Below are 17,194 nucleotides of genomic sequence, written 5' to 3'. Positions count from 1 at the left end.
CGTTGAGACGCTCTTATTGCAAAGCCTGTGCAATTGAGCGAATCTGTCCTGGCCAGCACACCTCCAAGGAATCGAGACCAGGCCCATGCACGCACCCGACGGGTTCATCGACGCCCCGATCTCGATCGCGGCCGGCGCGGTCGCCGTCGGCGGCCTGGCGATCTGCCTGCGCGGGGCCCGCCGCGAGCTGGACGAGCGCACCGCGCCGCTGGCCGGGCTGGTCGCGGTGTACGTGTTCGCCGTGCAGATGCTCAACTTCCCGGTGGCCGCCGGCACCAGCGGCCACCTGCTCGGGGGCACCCTGGCCGCGGTCCTGGTCGGGCCGTTCACCGGGGCGTTGTGCGTGGCCGTCGTGTTACTCGTGCAGGCGGTGCTGCTCGCCGACGGCGGCCTGACCGCACTCGGCGTGAACATCATCGACATGTCGCTGGCCACCGTGCTGATCGGCTTCCCGCTGGCGGTGCTGCTGATCCGCCTGCTGCCGCGCACCCGCGCCGCCACGGCCGTGGCCGCCGGTGTCGCCGCCGGTATCTCGGTGGTCGGCGCCTCGCTCACCTTCGTCGGGCTGTACGCGCTCGGCGGCACCACCGACGTCGCGCTCGGCACCGTGGCCGCCGCGATGGTCGGCGTGCACGCGCTGATCGGCATCGGCGAGGGCCTGATCACCGCCGTCACCGTCGCCGCCATCGCCGCCACCCGGCCCGACCTGGTCTACCTCAACCGGTTCCGGCGTCCGGAACCGGCCGCCGCGACCACCCCCGTGACTCAGGAGGCCTGATCCCGTGCGCACCCGCAACCTCCTCATCACCCTGCTCGCGGTCAGCCTGCTGTTCGCCGGGGTGGTCAGCTACTACGCCAGCAGTTCCCCCGACGGCCTGGAGAAGGTCAGCGAGGACCAGGGCATCTCGCAGCAGGCCCGGGAACATACGATGAGCGACTCCCCGCTCGCCGACTACGGCGTGAAGGGTGTCGACAACCCCCGGCTGTCAACAGGTCTGGCCGGCGTGATCGGGGTGGGAGTGACCTTCGTGGCGGCGTCCGCACTGATCCTCGTCGTGCGCCGGCGCAAGCCCACCGACGCAGACGCGCCTGCCGACGCACCTGCCGACGTTCAGTGAGCGGCGGGCACGCCCACCACACCCTGTATCTGCCCGGAACCTCGGTGCTGCACCGGCTTCCGGCCCAGGTGAAGCTGGTCGCCGCGGTGCTGGCGGTGCTCGCCGTGGTGTCCGCCCCGCGCGAGCAGTTCTGGGCCTTCGGGGTTTTCGCCGCGGTGATCCTGGCGCTGGCCGCCGTCGCCCGCATCCCGCCCGGCCTGCTGGCGCGGCGTCTGCTGATCGAGGTGCCGTTCATCGGGTTCGCCCTGCTGCTGCCGTTCGTGGCCCGCGGCGAGCGCACCGAGGTGCTCGGACTGCACCTGAGCGTCGAAGGACTCTGGGGCGCCTGGGAACTCATGGCCACGGCCACGCTCGGGGTGGCGGTGTCGATCCTGCTGGCCGCCACCACTCCCCTGCGCGAGGTGCTCACCGGCCTGGAGCGGCTGCGGATGCCCACGCTGATCGTGCAGATCATGAGCTTCATGATCCGGTACGCCGACGTGGTGGCCGACGAGCTGCGGCGGATGCGGATCGCCCGGGAGTCAAGGGGTTTCGTGGCGAGCAACCTGCGGCACTGGCCGGTGCTGGGGCTCAGCGCGGGAGCCCTGTTCGTGCGCTGCTTCGAGCGTGGCGAGCGGGTTCACCTGGCCATGCTCTCGCGCGGCTACGACGGCCGGATGCCCACCGGGTCCGAGGCCGGTGCGGGCCTGGCCAGCTGGGGCGTGGGCCTCGCCCTGCCGGCGACCTTCGCGGTGGTCAGTATCGTGGCGGCCGTGATCGGATCATGAGCGAGGTTCCACCGGCGGTCCAGGTCGAGGGCCTGTGCTTCAGCTACCCGGACGGCCACCTGGCACTGGACGGCGTCGACCTGACCGTGCGGCGGGGCGAGCGGGTGGCCCTGCTGGGCCCGAACGGGGCCGGCAAGACCACGCTGGCGCTGCACCTGAACGGCATTCACTCGTCGTCCACCGGTTCGGTCCGGATCAGCGGCACGCCGGTCACGAGGGCCACGCTGCCGGAGATCAGGCGGCGGGTCGGCATCGTCTTCCAGGATCCCGACGATCAGCTGTTCATGCCGACGGTGCGCGACGACGTGGCTTTCGGGCCGCGCAATCTGGGGCTGAGCAAGCAGGAGGTGGCCGAGCGGGTCGACACCGCCCTGGAGCGGGTGCGCCTGGCCGACCTCGCCGACCGGCCGCCGCACCACCTGTCGTTCGGGCAGCGCCGCCGGGCCGCCGTGGCCACCGTGCTGGCCATGGACCCCGACATCCTGGTGCTCGACGAGCCCTCCAGCAACCTCGACCCGGCCTCCCGGCGAGAGCTGGCCGAGGTGCTGCTGTCGCTCGACGTGACCGTGCTGATGATCACCCACGACCTGCCCTACGCGCTCCAGCTGTGCCCGCGCTCGGTGGTGCTCGCCGATCACCGCATCCAGGCCGACGCCCCGACCGCCGAGCTGCTGGCCGACGAGGCCCTGCTGGCGAAGTACCGGCTGGAGCTGCCGTTCGGGTTCGCTGTGCCCCGATAGCCCGATAACGGCTTCGTCCGATCCGGTCGTTGCCGTCGCCGGGAGCTCGACCCGTGGCCGCGGGCGTTCGATGACCGGATCGAGCGTTCCCCCGGCCGAGGAGTCATCCATGTTGGGCACACTGGTCGCTCTGGCCGCCCTGGCACTGCCGCCGCAGACCTCCTCCGTGTGCACCGGCGTCCCCGGTTGTGACGTGGTGAAACGCATCGACGTGGACGGCGACGGCAACCGGGACCAGATCGGCGTCCGGCAGAAGAACCGGCACTCCGTCGAGTTCCGGGTGCGCACCTCGAAGCGCTTGCTGGTCAAGCGTTTACGGGTGGAGAGCTGGGACGACGACGCGTACTTCGGCGCCGCCCGGATCGACGGGGTGCGCGGCGCCGAGATCGTCTACGCCAACCAGCTGGGCGCCGACCTGATCGCGTTCAAGGTGCTGACCTTTCGCGACGGCGCCCTGGTGGTGCAGAAGCCCCCGACCACCCGGGCACCCGGCAACCCGTTCGCCGGGCAGTGGGTGGTGGCCGGCTCGTACGGCGTGTTCGAGGGGATCCGCCGCACGGTGCGCGACCACCGCGCCTTCATCACCCTCTACCAGGGAAACCGCGACCACTTCGGCGCCCAGAGCTGGTCGGGACGCGCCACCACCTTCGTCTGGCGGAAGAAGCAGGCGGACTGGCGGCGGCACTCCGTGCGCCGGGTGACAGCGGGGTCGGACAAGAAGGTGCGCTCGGCCTACTACGGCTGGCACGTGAAGGGCCTGCCGCAGTTGTGAGACGCGTGGGCCCCGACCGGCCTGTGCGGACGGGGGATCCTTTTACGTTTTGACACCACCTCGGGCGCCTGGCCGGTGTCAAAACGTCAAAGGGTTCCCCCCGAGGATCCGGGCACCTGACATCCGGCGAAGACCCCTACACCGTCGACAGCGCCCGGCCGGGCACCTCGCGCGCCGGCTTCACCACCTAGGGTGGCGGCATGTCGCGCACCGACTCCGCTTCACTGGTGATCGCCGCGCCGCCCGGGCGGGCGTTCGCGGCCCTCGTCGACCGGCAGGCCCTGGAGAGCTGGCTGCCGCCGGACGGGGCCACCGGCCGCTTCGAGCACTTCGACCTGCGCGCCGGCGGGTCGTACCGGCTCGTGCTCACCTTCGCCGACGCGCCGGGCAAGACCACCGCCGACTCCGACGTGGTCGACGTACGCATCCTGGAAGTAGTTGATGGGCAACATGTTTCGCAGGCCGTGGAGTTCACCTCCGACGATCCGGCGTTTGCCGGCACCATGCTGATGACCTGGCAGGTGTCACCGGCGCCGGACGGCGGCAGCCTGATCCGGATCCGGGCCGACGACGTGCCCCCGGGCATCTCGGCGGAAGACCACGCCGAGGGCCTGGAGTCGTCGTTGCGGAACCTGGCCGCCTACCTGACGCGCTGAGACCGGGATCAGTCGGCGGGGCAGAACCAGCCGCCCACCCGCTCCTCGATGGGTAACGCGCACTGGTCCGAGGTCTGGTCCAGATCGACGGCATCGGTACGAGCCCGCTGGGCCGTGACCATCATCGTGGTCCCGAGCATGATGGCGACAGCGGCCACCAGCGCGATCTTGATCCAGCGTCCTTCGGACACCATCAGAGCACCCACCACAAGTTCCCTCCGACTCGCGTAAGTGCCCACCCTACGCACAGCTTTGGTTACGGTAGGGAAACGTCAGGAAAATTAGCTGATACCCGCATCATCCTGATCCCGGGCCACCTGCCAGCCGATCAGGATCTGGAGCACGTCGTCGCTGGTCAGGCCCCAGGCGGCGTTCTGCTCCGCGGCTCGCTCCTGGGCCTCGGCCAGGGTCGGCCCCCACACCTGGTCCTCGCCCTCGATCACCAGCCGCGAGTAGCGGATCTGTCCCTCGACGATCACCCGCGGGAAGAATCCGCCCTCGGTCGAGGACGGCGTCATGATCATCCCGTTCGGTCGCTCGATGACCGGGATGACGACGCAGCGCCGTTCCATCGGATCCTTCACCCCTCCCAGCTCACGGATGTGCCGGAACAGCGTGACTCAGGGGGGCCGGGTGGGCGACCGCCGATCGGGTGAAAGGCGTTCGGAGAGCTCAAGAAGTGACGGGCAGCCGCCGATCGGTCAGGGTTTCGGGTGGCTGCGGCGCGACGCCGGTCAGGAGCTCCAGCACGGTCCGCGCCAGAAGGCCCGCCGGGTCCGGCGCGGTCGGCACGACCAGCCGCGATCCGGCCGACCACGGTCCGTCGTGCCGGTGGACGACGCCGGCACCAGCACTCCCGGCCCCGCTCCCGGCCACACCCACAGCCGCGCCCACGGCCACACACGGGGTCGCCACCGAGGAGGCCAGGTGCATCGCGTCGCCGACGCCCCCGAGGTACAGGTCACTCCCGGCCAGCAGGGCCGCCGTGACCCGCGGCCGGGTCCGCCCGACGGCGCTGACCAGCGGAACCGAGGCCGCCAGGGAACGCACGAAGACCTCGGCCGCCGGCTGGTCGTGCAGGCCGCCCAGCAGCACCACCCGCACCGGCAGCCGGGCGTGCACCTGGTTCAGGGCCGCCGCGTGCACCGCCGGGTCGTGCGTCCCCGGTTCGACCGCCACCACCGGCCCCTCCGAAAAGGCCAGCGGTGAGAGCAGAGTGGCGGCCGCGGCGCGGTCCGCCGGGCCGATCACGCTCAGCCCGGGGGCGTCGTAGGCGTCGGGGGTGATGGTGACACCCACCGCCCCGGCCGGCCGTTCGCCGGAGCGCAGCGGGTGCGTCCCGGGGCCGGTGTCGGCGACCCGGTCGGTGAGCAGGTCACGCCCGGCGTCGGCCGGGTCGAACCCGACCACCCGCCGGGCGGCGGCGCGGGCCACGTACCGGGCGGTGCGCTGGCCCTCCTGCCGGGCCGCGCCGGGCAGCAGCGCCAGGTCGAAACGCCCACCCCGGGGCCGGGTCCGGCGCAGCAGCCGACGGGCCAGGCGCCAGCAGCGGAACTGCCCGCGCAGCGACTCCGGGCCCTCCGCCCGGTCCGGCCAGGCGACCACCTCGTCCACCAGCGGGCCGCCACGCAGCAACTCACCCCGCGTCCCCCGGGCCACCAGCGTGATCCGGGCCTGGGGCCAGGTGGCTCGCAGCGCGGTCAGCAGCGGCAGGGTCATCACCAGGCCGGCCACCTCGTCGGTCCGGATCACCAGCACCGAGCGCGGTGCCCGTGGGCCGCCCGGCTGCATCACCGGTGACAGGCAGTCCACCAGGTCGCCGAAGAGCCTGGGCGGCAGGCACTTCGGGATCGGGCGGGAGCTGGGGAAAACCGGCAGACGCGGGACCCGCGGGGGAATGATCCCCCGCGGGTCCCGCGTCCGTTCCGCGTTCTGTGCCGTTGCCACGGTCGACTTCCTCGGCCACCCGGGTGGCCGCCTTGATGATCAGATCTGGGCGGGCAGCTTCGTCCGCAGGTCGATGGTCTCGGTGTCGGCGTCCACCATCAGCCGGGCCAGTTCCGGGGTGAGCACCTTCGGGGTCCAGCCGAGCACGTCACGGGCCTTGCTCGCGTCACCGATCAGCGAGTCCACCTCGGTCGGGCGCAGGTAGCGCTCGTCGAACCGCACGTACTTCTCCCAGTCCAGGTTCACGTGCTCGAACGAGAACTGGAGGAAGTCCCGCACGGTGTAGGCGGTTCCGGTGGCCACCACGTAGTCGTCGGCCTGCTCGGCCTGGAGCATCAGCCACATCGCCTCGACGTAGTCCTTGGCATAGCCCCAGTCGCGCACCGAGTCCAGGTTGCCCATGTAGAGGTAGTCCTGCTTGCCCGCCACGATGTTGGCGACCGCCATCGAGATCTTCCGGGTCACGAATGTCTCGCCGCGACGCGGGCTCTCGTGGTTGAACAGGATGCCGTTGGTCGCGAACATCCCGTAGGCCTCGCGGTAGTTACGCGTCATCCAGTACGCGTACACCTTGGCCGCACCGTAGGGACTGCGGGGCCAGAACGGGGTGCTCTCGTTCTGCGGCGGCGGGGTGGCGCCGAACATCTCCGAGCTGCTCGCCTGGTAGTAGCGGCACTCCAGGCCGATCATCCGGATCGCCTCGAGCAGCCGGGTGCTGCCCACACCGGTGGACAGGCCGGTGAACTCGGGCTCGTCGAAGGAGACCCGCACGTGGCTCTGCGCGGCCAGGTTGTACACCTCGTCGGGCTGCACCTTCTCCAGCAGCGTCACCAGCCGCGACCCGTCGGTGAGGTCGCCGTAGTGCAGGAAGAGCCGGGCGCGCGGGTCGTGCGGGTCGACGTAGAGATGGTCGATCCGGTGCGTGTTGAACTGGGACGAGCGACGCACGATGCCGTGCACCTCATAACCCTTGTCCAGCAGCAGTTCCGCCAGGTACGAGCCGTCCTGACCGGTGATCCCGGTGATCAGCGCCTTCTTCGGAGTCTCCAAAGCGTGCTGCCCCCTCCAGATGTGGTGAATTCGAGGCGCGGCTGCCGGCATCACCGACGGCAACGGCGCGGACTCGCGGTAGCCGATTCGGTCCGTACCGTAGCGTGACGAGACGATCACGAAGAGGCATTACGGGACAGTTCCCGGAACCTCCGGCGTTTACCCGATGCGCGCCCCCCTCCCAGAGCGACACGCACAGACATTGCACCGATAGTCACCGAATGAGCACTCAAAGTTTCGAACCTCGGGTACCGTTCGGCGTCATGACCACGATTCCGTCCTCCACCACCCCGGCGGACCTCTCGCTCGGGCAGGCCGGCGGCCCCCGGCTCACCCCGGACCAGAAGGTCTACGTGGCCGGTCACCGCGGCCTGGCCGGTTCCGCCGTCTGGCGGGCCCTGAGCAACCGCGGGTTCGGCTCCCTGGTCGGCGCCACCTCGGCCGAGGTGGACCTGCGCGACCGCGGGGCCACGATGGACTTCGTATCCTCGACCCGGCCCGACGTGATGATCGTGGCCGCCGCCCGGGTCGGCGGGATCCTGGCCAACGACAGCTACCCGGCCGAGTTCCTCTCCGACAACCTGCGGATCCAGGTCAATCTCATGGACGCGGCGCAGCAGTTCGGCGTGGGCCGGCTGCTGTTCCTCGGCTCGTCGTGCATCTACCCCAAGTTCGCCGAGCAGCCGATCCAGGAGTCGGCACTGCTCACCGGCGCGCTGGAGCCGACCAACGACGCCTACGCGATCGCCAAGATCGCCGGCATCATGCAGGTGCAGTCGATCCGCAAGCAGTACGGCCTGCCCTACATCAGCGCGATGCCGACCAACCTCTACGGCCCGGGCGACAACTTCGACGCCACCAACTCGCACGTCATGCCGGCCCTGATCCGCCGCTTCCACGAGGCGAGACTGACCGGCGCGCGCGAGGTCACGATCTGGGGCTCGGGCACGCCGCGGCGCGAGTTCCTGCACGTCGACGACCTGGCCTCGGCCCTGGTGTTCCTGCTGGAGAACTACGACTCGCCGGAGACGATCAACGTCGGCACCGGCATCGACGTCACCATCCGCGAGCTGGCCGAGACGATCGCCGACGTGGTGGGCTGGGACGGCCGTCTGGCCTTCGACACCTCCAAGCCGGACGGCACCCCGCGCAAGCTGCTGGACGTGTCCCGCCTGCGTGGCCTGGGCTGGTCGCCGTCGGTCTCGCTGCGCGACGGTGTGGAGAGCACCTACCGCTGGTTCACCGGCAACCTCGACAGTATTCGGGTGGAGGACGGCCTGGTCGGCCTGCCACAGTGACCGGATGGACACCTCGCAGCTGCGCCATCACCTGAACACCGAGTACGCCCGTCTTCGATCGGTACTACCGGTGGACGGCGACCTGGCCGCGATCCGCGTGCCCTCCTGCCCGGACTGGTCGCTGGACGACCTGGTGCGGCACGTCGGGGAGGTGTACTTCCACAAGGTCGACTGCATCCGGCTCAATGCCCGCCCCACGCAGGAGCCGGACCTGTCCGGCCTGAGCAGCGTCCAGATCCTGGAACGCGGATTCGCGGCGGTGAGCGAGGTTTTCGACGTCCGTGCGCCTCAGGATCCGGCCTGGACCTGGTTCGCGCCGGACCAGAGCGTGGGGTTCTGGATCCGGCGCATGGCCCATGAGACCGCGATCCACCGCCTCGACGCGGAACTGGCGGTGCACGACCCGAGCGGGATCGACGCCGCGCTGGCCGAGGACGGACTCGACGAGGTGCTGGCCACGATGCTGGTGGCCGACATCGAGCCGCACGAGTACGAGATCGGCCGGCCGCCGGTCGAGGTGCGCACCGAACACCGTTCCTGGTTCGTGCATTTCGAGCCGGAGGCCCTGCGGGTCAGCGACCGGGGCGAGGCCGCCACCGTGATCCGCGGCGGGGCAGCCGATCTGGAGCTGTGGCTGTACAACCGCGGGAGCGGTGACGACCTGACGTTCAGCGGCGACCTGGTCGGCATGGGCGTGCTGAAAGACCTGATGACCGAGGCCACCCAGTAGCAGCCCCACCCGCTCAGGCAGCCAGTGCCGCGTCCACCGCCCGGCACAGCTCGGCCGAGGTCATCGGCTTCAGCAGGAGACCGGCGTCGAGCTCGGCCGCGGAGCGCTCGTCGGCGGCCAGCTGCCGCGCGGTGAACAGGATCGCCCGCAGCGGCGTGGTGGTCGGCACCCGGCGCAACGCGGACAGCAGCCCGATCCCGTCGGTGCCGTCCATCACGATGTCGAACAGTGCCAGGTCGGGCAGGCCGTGCAGGCCGATGAGCGCCAGCGCCTCCTTGGCCGAGCCTGCGGAGTACACGTCGTGATCGAGACGCCGGAGCGAGAACTCCACTAACAGCCGGTTGTCCGGATCGTCCTCCACCACCAGTATCTTCGCCATCCCGACCTCCTTCTGCGCGGTTGCTGACAGTGAGTCTGTCGCGACCGAACGCAGCCGGTCGAGCGGAGCGTCACCGCATCACCCGCCCGGCCTACCGGCGGCTGAGCACCTGCTGCACCGAGGTGTGCAGTTCCTCGGTCAGGGCCGTCGAGCCGATCAGGTTCAGGTGGTTGAAGTCGTAGTAGGCCAGCTTGCCGTCGATCAGCGGGCTGCACGTGGTGCCGTCGCAGAACCGGTCCCAGGGGTCCATCACGGTGACCCCCGGCACGCTGCCGGCCACGTCGAACTCGGCCTGCCGGGAGTCGCCCTGGTAGTCGAGGATCGCCTGCTCGCTCTTGTCGCAGACGAAGTTCAGGAAGCCGCCGCTGCACGCCGTCTGACGGTTCATGGTCTGGGTGGCGTAGTTCGGCACGTCCATCGCGTAGATCACCGGGATGCCCGCGTCGGTCAGTTCCTCCAGGGCCGGCTTCAGCTGCTCGGGCCAGGTGTGGCCGTTGTCGTAGCGCGGCAGCGCCCACTGGCCGATCACCACCAGCGAGGGCGGGTCGTCGGTCTTGGTGGCCCGGTCGAGCAGGGCCGAGGCCAGCGAACCGCAGTTCGACACCTCGCGGCTGGCCTGCGCCTCCCGCATGAACGGGCAGCTCGCACCGGTCAGGGCCAGAGTGCTGTAGCCGAGGTCGGTGTCGGCGGAGATCAGCCCGGTCGACAGCGCCTCGGCGTGCGAGTCACCGGCCAGCATGACCCAGCCCTTGGCGTCGGGCACCGTGGTCATGCACTTGTCCATGTCGGACTCCTGGTACGGCCGATTGCGCACCAGGCAACCGTTCTCCCGGCCGTAGGTCAGCTCGGCCGCCTGCTTGGTGTAGGCGGTGGCGTTCGGGACCGCCCACGGCCCGGCGACCTGGAGCGTCAGCGCGGCCAGCACCACCAGCCCGGCCGACACCGCGCCACCCAGATACACCCGGGGCAGCCGCACCGTGCCGTGGCGCAGCGGCTGTTCCACGTAGCGGTAGCTGAGCACGGCCGGGATCAGTGAGAACAACGCGGCATACACCGGGGAGTCGGAGTCCGGCCACAGCAGGGTGGAGATGACGATCAGCGGCCAGTGCCAGAGGTAGATGCTGTACGACAGGTCGCCGGTCACCACGAACGGTTTCGACGAGAGCAGCCGCTGCACCGGGCCGGTGCCGATCGTGCCGGCCAGGATGAGCAGCACCGTGGCGATCACCGGCAGCAGCGCGGCCCGTCCGGGCCACACCGTCTGCACGTCGACGGTGCGGTTGAGGACGACGAGAAGAGCCAGCCCGGCCAGGCCCAGCGCGGTCGGCAGCCACCGGCCGGCCCGCACCGCCCACAGACTGCCCACCGGCCGGTCCACGTCGAGTACCTGCCGCCGCGAGCGCCGCGACCAGGCCGTGGCCCACACCGCCAGCATCGCGCCCGCGCCGAACTCCCAGGCCCGGGTGGGCGAGGAGTAGAAGGCGATGTCGGACACCGGGTAGGTGTGGATGCGGAAGTCGGCGTAGGAGAACCAGACCGAGACCGCGAAGCTGGCCGCGGTGAGCAGCCCGAGCGCGGCGAACTGCCGGCGCACCCCCCGGGGGCCGAGTTTCCAGGTGAGCACCAGCAGCAGCGGGAAGACCAGGTAGAACTGTTCCTCCACGCTCAGCGACCAGACGTGCAGCAGCGGGTTCATCACCGCGCCGGCCGCGAAGTAGTCGCCCGTGGTGCTGAGGATGTTGAAGTTCCCCCACAGCAGCACCGCCGCCCGGGCCGTGCCCGCGGTGTTGGACTGTGTGTTGATCGGTGACTGGAACAGGAACGACAGCAGCAGCACCGCCAGCAGCATGACGAGCATGGCCGGCAGCAGACGGCGGATCCGGCGCGCGTAGAACGAGCCGAAGGTGAACCGCCCGGCCTCGCGCAGCCGCTCGATCTGCCCGGTGATGACGAATCCGGAGATCACGAAGAACACGTCGACACCGGCGAAACCCGCGGGCAGGGGCAGGTTCGCGTGGTACACCACGACCATCACGACGGCGATCGCCCGCAGCCCCTGGATGTCTCCCCGTTTACCCTGCTGAACCGCCGGGGCACGGCCGTGGACGCCGGGGTCGGTGCGGGTGGCCGGACCGGCAGTGCTCGTCATGATGCCTTATCGTGCCCAATCAGGCTGTGTGCCGCCTCCCGAAGCACACATCCCAGGGTGTTCACACGAGCACCACCGGTCAGAAGGATGAGGTCAGTCGCACCACCCCGGTCGTGGCCGCGGCCGCGAGATCGTCGTCCAAACAGGTGACCTCGTACCCGGAGCGTTCCAGCACACCGGCGGCGACGGACGCCCGCGAGCCGTCGGCGCAGTGCACCCAGACCCGGGTTCGTGCGCCGGGCGGCGGCAGCCGCCGGCCCCGGAACGCCGCGCGAAGTCTGCCCAGGACCCCCTTCGGCTGCGTCTCCGGGAGGGCAGCGACGCGCTGCCGGATGTGGTCGGGCAGTTCGTACAGCGGAACGTGCACGGCTCCGCGCAGGTGGCCGGCGGCGAACTCGGCCGTCTCCCGCACGTCGAGCACGACCACCGGCAGGAACGGCTCGTCGTCCCAGCCGAGCAGGTCTGTCTCACCCCGCTCCCGCCGGGCTCGGGACAGGTCGCGGAAGGTGGCCCGGGGGTAGGTGGCCAGGGCGGTGCCCGGCGCGGGCGGGCCGACCACCACCCGCTCGGGCCGCAGCCCGTAGGCCTCCAGTTGCCCGGCGGCCCGGCCGATCTCGCCGGCGTCGCTCCCCGCCAGCACGAACCGCCCACCCTCCGGCAGCAGGGCGGCCACCCGCGCGCCGAGCTGCTCGCCCGGCTCGACCCCGATGCCGCCGTGCACGTGCTCGGCGGCATAGGCGGCCCGGTCCCGGACGTCGAACACCCACTCCTCCACGACCTGGGTCACGGTCTCAGGCGTCGAGCTCGTGCCAGGCCGGTGCCCCGCCCTCGACGTGCACCACGTCGACGAAGCCGCGCCCGATCAGGTTCTGCGCCACCGGGCCGGACCCGTTCACCGATCCGCAGATCACCACGATCGGCGTGTCCAGGGCCTTCACCTCGGCGTGCCGGGTGGGCGAGCCGAAGTCGAACTCGGCGTCGAGGTCGTCCCGGTCGACGATGATCGCGCCCTCGATCGGGCCGGTCTTCTCCCGGCCGCCCGGGCTGCGGGTGTCCAGCAGCACCGCGCCGGCCGCCACCCGGGCCCGGGCCTCGGCGGCGCTCACCAGCGGCGCCTCGATGTTCTCGCTCATCACTACTCCTTGGATCCGTGAGAAGGCTGACGGGTCAGCCCGGTTCGTTACCGGTCGCGATGGCCGCACCGGGCAGGTTCGCCCACTGCGAGTAGGAGCCCGGATACAGCGCCACCCGTGCGGTGTCGATGCCGGCCACCTCCAGCGCCACCAGGTCGTGCGTGGCCGTGACCCCGGAGCCGCAGTAGACGCCCAGCTCACCTGAGCCGTCCGCGCCCAGGCCCCGGAACCGCTCGGCCAGTTCGGCGGCGGGGGCGAATCGCCCGTCCCCACCGAGGTTCGCCAGGGCCGGGGCGCTGACCGCCCCGGCGATGTGCCCCGGAACCGGGTCGACCGAGGCCACCTCGCCGCGGTAGCGCTCGGCCGGGCGGGCGTCCAGCAGCAGGCCGCCGGCCTTGACGAAGGCCGTCACGTCGTCCGGGCCGACGGTGGGCAGGTGCCCCTCGCCCAGGGTCGCCGTGCCCGCGGCCGGCGCCGGTTCGTCGCCGGTGACCAGCGGCCGGCCGGCCTCGGTCCAGGCCCGCAGGCCGCCGTCGAGCAGCTTCACCTCGCCCTGGAAACCGGCCCAGCGCAGCAGCCACCAGACCCGGGCCGCCGACAGCAGCCCGTTGTCGTCGTAGGCCACCACCGTGTCGCCGTCGTTCAGCCCCCACGAGCGCGCGGCGGTGGCGAACGCGGCCGGGTCGGGCAGCGGGTGCCGGCCGTCCTGAGCGGAGGCGGGTGCGGCCAGCTCGGCGTCCAGGTCGACGTAGACCGCGCCGGGCAGGTGCCCGGCCCGGAACTCCTCCGGCCCGGGCGGGCCGCCCAGTTTCCAGCGCACGTCGAGCACCCGGGGGCCGGGCAGTGCCGCGAGTTCGTCGGCGGTGATCAGTGGATTCATGCTTCCAACCTAGTAAGCGGCCGTGGCGTGGAGGTCTCGTCGGCGAGCACGTCGTCGATCGTGTTCACCCCGGGCGGCAGCCCGGCCGCGGCCTGGGCACCCAGCAGCCGCTGGAGCCGCTCGTTCACCGGGGTGGGCACGCCGTGCCGGCGGCCGAGCCGGACGATCTCGCCGTTCAGGTGGTCCACCTCGCTGGACGCGCCGCGGGCGAAGCTCTGCCAGGTGGACAGGTGCCCGGCCACGTGACCGGGCACCGGCTCCACCACCAGGTGCCCCGGGGAGGCCGTGGCCACCTCGACGCCCGCGGCGGCGAACACCGCCCGGGCCTCGGCCACCAGCAGTTCCCGGGCCCGCTCGCGCTCGTCGTCGGTGCCCAGCAGCACGCCGAGGCCGTTGGCCAGGTTCACCAGCAGCTTGCGCGCCTTGTAGGCCTGGATGTCGTCCACCAGGTCCACGTCGTACCCGGCCGCGCGCAGGTCGTGCGCGTACTGCTCGGCCTCCACGTCGCGGCGCCCGAACCGGCCCTGCGGCCGGTCGTTCGCCGGGTAGCGACCCAGCCAGGCCACCCCGATGATCGGGTACGACGGCGAGACCACCTCGCCCGGCGTGAGGTGGCTGGCCGCCACCCCGATCGACACGCCGTACACCCGGCGGAACCGGCGCAGCGCGAGATCCTCGGTGGCCAGCCCGTTCTGGAAGGTCAGGACGGGCAGATCGGCCCCCAGCAGGGTGGGCAGCCCGTCCTCGTCCGACACCGGCAGCCAGGCCCAGCGGGTCAGCGCCTCCTCGGCGTCCTGCGTCTTGGTGGCCAGCACCAGCACGTCCTGGTGGGTGAGCCGCAGCTGCTCGGGCCCGGCGACGACCGGCACCCGCACCTGCTCGGTGCTGCGTGGGCGCCGCACCCGCACCCCGTGCTCGGCGACGGCCGCGAGGTTGTCGCCCCGGGCCACCAGCACCACCGCCTGACCGGACAGCTCCAGCTGGGCGGCCAGCAACGCGCCGACGGCCCCGGCCCCGATGACCACGTAACGGTTGCTCATAGCGGGCGGCTCAATCCGGTAGAGGACTCGGCCGGCTGCGCCCGGGGCAGGCCCCGGCCGGCGATCGCGTTCAGCAGCTCCTGGGTGTATTCCGACCGCGGCGCGGCGAAAACCTGCCCGGTGGGCCCCTCCTCGACCAGTTTGCCGTGCCGCAGCACGGCCACCCGGTGCGAGAGGCCGGCCACCACGGCCAGGTCGTGCGACACGAAGAGGTAGCTCAGGCCGAGGTCTTTCTGGAGCGAGGTGAGCAGGTTCAGGATCTGCTCCTGCACCCGCACGTCGAGTGCCGACACCGGTTCGTCGAGCAGCAGCAGTTCCGGCTCCAGCGACAGCGCCCGGGCGATGGCCACCCGCTGCCGCTGCCCGCCGGACAGCTCGGACGGCAGCCGCCCGGCGTAGATCGTGGGCAGACCGACGGCGTCGAGCAGCTCCCGCACCCGCTCCCGGCGGGAGGCCCGGTCGCCCACCCGGAACGAGACCAGCGGCTCGGAGATCGTCTGCTCCACGGTGAATCTCGGGTCGAGCGCGGAGAACGGGTTCTGGTGCACCAGCTGGAACCGGCGGCGCAGCGGGCGCAGCTGCCGCCAGCCCAGCCCGGTCAGGTCCTGTCCGTCCAGCAGCACCCGACCGGTGGTCGGGGTGATCAGGCCCAGGGCGATGCGCAGGGCCGTGGTCTTGCCCGAACCGGATTCCCCGACCAGGCCCAGGGTCTGGCCGGCCGGCACCGCCAGGGTGACGTCGTCGAGGGCCCGGTGCACACCTCCACCGGGCAGCACGTAGTCCTTGCTCAGGTTCTCCAGGCGCAGAACGACGGACGACGAGGAGCCCGCGACCGGTTCGGCCGCCGGCCGCGACCCCACCGAGAAACCCGGAGCGGCCCGCACCAGCTCACGCGTGTAGTCGGTCGACGGTGATCCGAGAACTGCCGCTGCCGGACCACTCTCGACCACCTCACCGGCCCGCATCACCACCACCCGGTCGGCCCGGTCGGCGGCCACGCCCAGGTCGTGTGTGATCAGCAGCAGCGAGATGCCACGCTCGGCCACCAGCTGGCGGAGGTGGTCGAGGATGCGCTTCTGCACGGTCACGTCGAGGGCGCTGGTCGGCTCGTCGGCGATCAGCAGCCTGGGCCGCCCGGCCAGGGCCGCGGCGATCAGCACCCGCTGCCGCATGCCGCCGGACAGTTCGTGCGGATACTGCCGGGCCCGCAGCTCCGGCCGGTCCAGCCCGGCCGCGGTGAGCGCGGCCAGCACCTCGGCGGGCACGCTGCGCCTGGCGACATCGGTTCTGCGCAGCACCGACTCGGCCACCTGCGGGCCGATCCGCCGGGTCGGGTTCAGCGTGACGGTCGGGTCCTGCGGCACCAGCGCCACCACCCGGCCGCGCAGGTCCCGCAGCTCTCGCTCGCGGGCACCGACCACCTGCCGTCCGGCCACCGTGACGGATCCGCCCGTCACCGCGCCGTTTCCGGGCAGCAGCCCGAGCACGGCGGCGGCCAGGGTGCTCTTGCCCGAGCCGGACTCGCCGACCACGGCCAGCGTCCGGCCCGGTTCCAGGCTCAGCGAGACATCTTTCACCGCGGGAACTCCGGCCTGCCGCCGGTTCGGCCGGTAGGCCACCGACAGCCCGGAGATCTCCAGAACCGCGCTCATCGCTGGATCTCCTCCAGGCTGCGGGAAATGTGGTTGAGGCTGAAGACCATCAGCCCGACGAAGACTCCGGGCAGCAGGGTGAGCCACGGCGAGGTGATCAGGTAGCTGCGGCCCTGCGAGATCAGGGTGCCCCACTCGGCCGCCGGCGGCGCCGCGCCGAACCCGAGGAAGCTCAGGGCCGAGATGGCCAGGATCGCCACCCCGAAGTCGAGCACCGCCAGCACCAGCACCGGGCCCCAGCTGTTCGGCAGGATGTGCCGCACCAGCACCCGGGTCCACGAGGCGCCGCCGGTGCGGGCGGCCTCGATGTAGGGCAGGGCCTTGATGCTCAGCACCCGGGCCCGGGTGATCCGGGCGAAGCCGGGCACGATGCCCACGCCCACCGCCACCGCGATCGGCAGGGTGCCGAAACCCAGTGCGGTGACGATGGTCAGGGCCAGCAGGAGCCGGGGAACCGCCAGCAGCACGTCGACCACCCGCATGATCACCGAGTCGGTCCAGCCGCCGAAGAAGCCGGACACCACCCCCAGCGCCAGCCCGGCCACCACCGCGATGCCGATCGCGCCCAGCGTGGCCTGGATGGTCAGCGTGGAGCCGTGCAGCACCCGGCTGAACAGGTCGCGGCCCAGCTCGTCGGTGCCGAACCAGTGCTGCGCCGAGGGCGCCAGCAGCTTGTCGGCCCCGGCCGTGGCGTTCGGGTCGTAACCGGTGAACCAGTCCGGCACCACGGCCGACAACAGCACGAACGCCACGAACACCAGGGCCGCGCCCAGTCCGGGCCGGGCCACGAGAACCCCCAGCCGCCTGCGGGTTCCGGCCGGCGCCGCGATTTCCGGTGCGGTCGTCGTCCCCAGTTCCGGTGCCAAGTCGATCGACATACCAA

18 protein-coding genes and 1 pseudogene are annotated in these 17,194 nt (G+C 71.5%); 7 read left to right on the top strand and 12 right to left on the bottom strand.

Translation table 11 applies throughout. The annotated features are described in order from the left end of the window. The first annotated feature begins 85 nt into the window (after window positions 1–85). The 5 genes and pseudogenes from KIH74_RS24895 (at window position 86) to KIH74_RS24870 (ending at window position 4,053) form a co-directional block, all read left to right on the top strand. Window positions 86–1,118, top strand: a pseudogene (locus tag KIH74_RS24895) (energy-coupling factor ABC transporter permease). Continuing rightward, window positions 1,115–1,885: a cobalt ECF transporter T component CbiQ gene (gene cbiQ / locus KIH74_RS24885; protein WP_214158583.1), complete on the top strand. Its 771-nt coding sequence runs from the start codon at window positions 1,115–1,117 to the stop codon at window positions 1,883–1,885. The pseudogene KIH74_RS24895 and the gene cbiQ overlap by 4 nt, the downstream one beginning before the upstream one ends. Then, entirely contained in the window at window positions 1,882–2,625 is a 744-nt protein-coding gene (locus KIH74_RS24880) for an energy-coupling factor ABC transporter ATP-binding protein (protein WP_214158581.1), read from the top strand. Before cbiQ ends, KIH74_RS24880 begins: the two co-directional genes overlap by 4 nt. Before the next feature lie 109 nt (window positions 2,626–2,734). Continuing rightward, window positions 2,735–3,397 carry a hypothetical protein gene (locus tag KIH74_RS24875; protein ID WP_214158580.1) on the top strand — a complete coding sequence of 221 codons (663 nt, stop codon included), beginning with the start codon at window positions 2,735–2,737 and terminating at the stop codon, window positions 3,395–3,397. Between the two features lie 200 nt (window positions 3,398–3,597). Further along, window positions 3,598–4,053: an SRPBCC domain-containing protein gene (locus KIH74_RS24870; RefSeq protein ID WP_214158579.1), complete on the top strand. Its 456-nt coding sequence runs from the start codon at window positions 3,598–3,600 to the stop codon at window positions 4,051–4,053. An 8-nt stretch (window positions 4,054–4,061) separates the two neighbouring features. Here the strand turns inward: KIH74_RS24870 and KIH74_RS24865 are convergent, their stop codons facing one another. From KIH74_RS24865 to gmd, 4 genes are all read right to left on the bottom strand, one after another. Then, window positions 4,062–4,259 (bottom strand): hypothetical protein, encoded by a 198-nt coding sequence (locus KIH74_RS24865; RefSeq protein WP_214158578.1) that lies wholly within the window; start codon window positions 4,257–4,259, stop codon window positions 4,062–4,064. A gap of 75 nt (window positions 4,260–4,334) precedes the next feature. Continuing rightward, window positions 4,335–4,625: a hypothetical protein gene (locus KIH74_RS24860; protein ID WP_214158577.1), complete on the bottom strand. Its 291-nt coding sequence runs from the start codon at window positions 4,623–4,625 to the stop codon at window positions 4,335–4,337. A 100-nt stretch (window positions 4,626–4,725) separates the two neighbouring features. Further along, complete coding sequence (locus tag KIH74_RS24855; protein ID WP_214158576.1) at window positions 4,726–6,000, bottom strand: glycosyltransferase family 9 protein; 1,275 nt, start codon at window positions 5,998–6,000, stop codon at window positions 4,726–4,728. A gap of 39 nt (window positions 6,001–6,039) precedes the next feature. Next, window positions 6,040–7,050 (bottom strand): GDP-mannose 4,6-dehydratase, encoded by a 1,011-nt coding sequence (gene gmd / locus KIH74_RS24850; protein ID WP_246573028.1) that lies wholly within the window; start codon window positions 7,048–7,050, stop codon window positions 6,040–6,042. Window positions 7,051–7,313: 263 nt separating this feature from the next. On the opposite strand from gmd, the gene KIH74_RS24845 reads away from it, so the two are divergent. After that, entirely contained in the window at window positions 7,314–8,348 is a 1,035-nt protein-coding gene (locus KIH74_RS24845) for a GDP-L-fucose synthase family protein (protein WP_214158575.1), read from the top strand. A gap of 4 nt (window positions 8,349–8,352) precedes the next feature. Next, entirely contained in the window at window positions 8,353–9,078 is a 726-nt protein-coding gene (locus KIH74_RS24840; RefSeq protein WP_214158574.1) for a maleylpyruvate isomerase family mycothiol-dependent enzyme, read from the top strand. Between the two features lie 13 nt (window positions 9,079–9,091). Here KIH74_RS24840 and KIH74_RS24835 read toward each other — a convergent pair whose 3' ends face one another. The 8 genes from KIH74_RS24835 to KIH74_RS24800 all read right to left on the bottom strand — a co-directional run bounded on the left by KIH74_RS24835 (window position 9,092) and on the right by KIH74_RS24800 (window position 17,189). Then, entirely contained in the window at window positions 9,092–9,457 is a 366-nt protein-coding gene (locus KIH74_RS24835; RefSeq protein ID WP_214158573.1) for a response regulator, read from the bottom strand. Window positions 9,458–9,548: 91 nt separating this feature from the next. Then, window positions 9,549–11,606: an acyltransferase family protein gene (locus KIH74_RS24830; RefSeq protein ID WP_214158572.1), complete on the bottom strand. Its 2,058-nt coding sequence runs from the start codon at window positions 11,604–11,606 to the stop codon at window positions 9,549–9,551. A gap of 79 nt (window positions 11,607–11,685) precedes the next feature. Beyond that, entirely contained in the window at window positions 11,686–12,393 is a 708-nt protein-coding gene (locus tag KIH74_RS38880; protein ID WP_214158571.1) for a rhodanese-like domain-containing protein, read from the bottom strand. 4 nt (window positions 12,394–12,397) lie between these two features. After that, on the bottom strand, window positions 12,398–12,739 hold the full coding sequence (locus KIH74_RS24820; RefSeq protein WP_214158570.1) for a rhodanese-like domain-containing protein: 342 nt from the start codon (window positions 12,737–12,739) through the stop codon (window positions 12,398–12,400). Between the two features lie 34 nt (window positions 12,740–12,773). After that, a complete protein-coding gene (locus tag KIH74_RS24815; protein ID WP_214158568.1) occupies window positions 12,774–13,619 on the bottom strand; it encodes a sulfurtransferase in 846 nt (281 codons plus the stop codon). Next, a complete protein-coding gene (locus tag KIH74_RS24810; RefSeq protein ID WP_214158566.1) occupies window positions 13,616–14,659 on the bottom strand; it encodes a ketopantoate reductase family protein in 1,044 nt (347 codons plus the stop codon). Before KIH74_RS24810 ends, KIH74_RS24815 begins: the two co-directional genes overlap by 4 nt. Continuing rightward, window positions 14,656–16,311 (bottom strand): dipeptide ABC transporter ATP-binding protein, encoded by a 1,656-nt coding sequence (locus KIH74_RS24805; protein ID WP_214158565.1) that lies wholly within the window; start codon window positions 16,309–16,311, stop codon window positions 14,656–14,658. Before KIH74_RS24805 ends, KIH74_RS24810 begins: the two co-directional genes overlap by 4 nt. Beyond that, a complete protein-coding gene (locus KIH74_RS24800; protein ID WP_214158564.1) occupies window positions 16,308–17,189 on the bottom strand; it encodes an ABC transporter permease in 882 nt (293 codons plus the stop codon). The genes KIH74_RS24805 and KIH74_RS24800 overlap by 4 nt, the downstream gene beginning before the upstream one ends. Window positions 17,190–17,194: the final 5 nt, after the last annotated feature.

It is taken from the genome of Kineosporia corallincola (assembly GCF_018499875.1).
In the GTDB taxonomy this organism is placed as follows: Bacteria; Actinomycetota; Actinomycetes; order Actinomycetales; family Kineosporiaceae; genus Kineosporia; species Kineosporia corallincola.
Note: the sequence above shows the minus strand (reverse complement) of the source record. Positions and strands in the feature narration are given on the sequence as shown.

Coding starts and splice junctions, on each gene's coding strand:
- KIH74_RS24800 (WP_214158564.1), bottom strand. CDS start 17,189: ATGTCGATCGACTTGGCACCGGAACTGGGGACGACGACCGCACCGGAA.
- KIH74_RS24830 (WP_214158572.1), bottom strand. CDS start 11,606: ATGACGAGCACTGCCGGTCCGGCCACCCGCACCGACCCCGGCGTCCAC.
- KIH74_RS24835 (WP_214158573.1), bottom strand. CDS start 9,457: ATGGCGAAGATACTGGTGGTGGAGGACGATCCGGACAACCGGCTGTTA.
- KIH74_RS24815 (WP_214158568.1), bottom strand. CDS start 13,619: ATGAATCCACTGATCACCGCCGACGAACTCGCGGCACTGCCCGGCCCC.
- KIH74_RS24860 (WP_214158577.1), bottom strand. CDS start 4,625: ATGGAACGGCGCTGCGTCGTCATCCCGGTCATCGAGCGACCGAACGGG.
- KIH74_RS24880 (WP_214158581.1), top strand. CDS start 1,882: ATGAGCGAGGTTCCACCGGCGGTCCAGGTCGAGGGCCTGTGCTTCAGC.
- KIH74_RS24870 (WP_214158579.1), top strand. CDS start 3,598: ATGTCGCGCACCGACTCCGCTTCACTGGTGATCGCCGCGCCGCCCGGG.
- KIH74_RS24840 (WP_214158574.1), top strand. CDS start 8,353: ATGGACACCTCGCAGCTGCGCCATCACCTGAACACCGAGTACGCCCGT.
- KIH74_RS24810 (WP_214158566.1), bottom strand. CDS start 14,659: ATGAGCAACCGTTACGTGGTCATCGGGGCCGGGGCCGTCGGCGCGTTG.
- KIH74_RS24845 (WP_214158575.1), top strand. CDS start 7,314: ATGACCACGATTCCGTCCTCCACCACCCCGGCGGACCTCTCGCTCGGG.
- KIH74_RS24805 (WP_214158565.1), bottom strand. CDS start 16,311: ATGAGCGCGGTTCTGGAGATCTCCGGGCTGTCGGTGGCCTACCGGCCG.
- KIH74_RS24875 (WP_214158580.1), top strand. CDS start 2,735: ATGTTGGGCACACTGGTCGCTCTGGCCGCCCTGGCACTGCCGCCGCAG.
- KIH74_RS24820 (WP_214158570.1), bottom strand. CDS start 12,739: ATGAGCGAGAACATCGAGGCGCCGCTGGTGAGCGCCGCCGAGGCCCGG.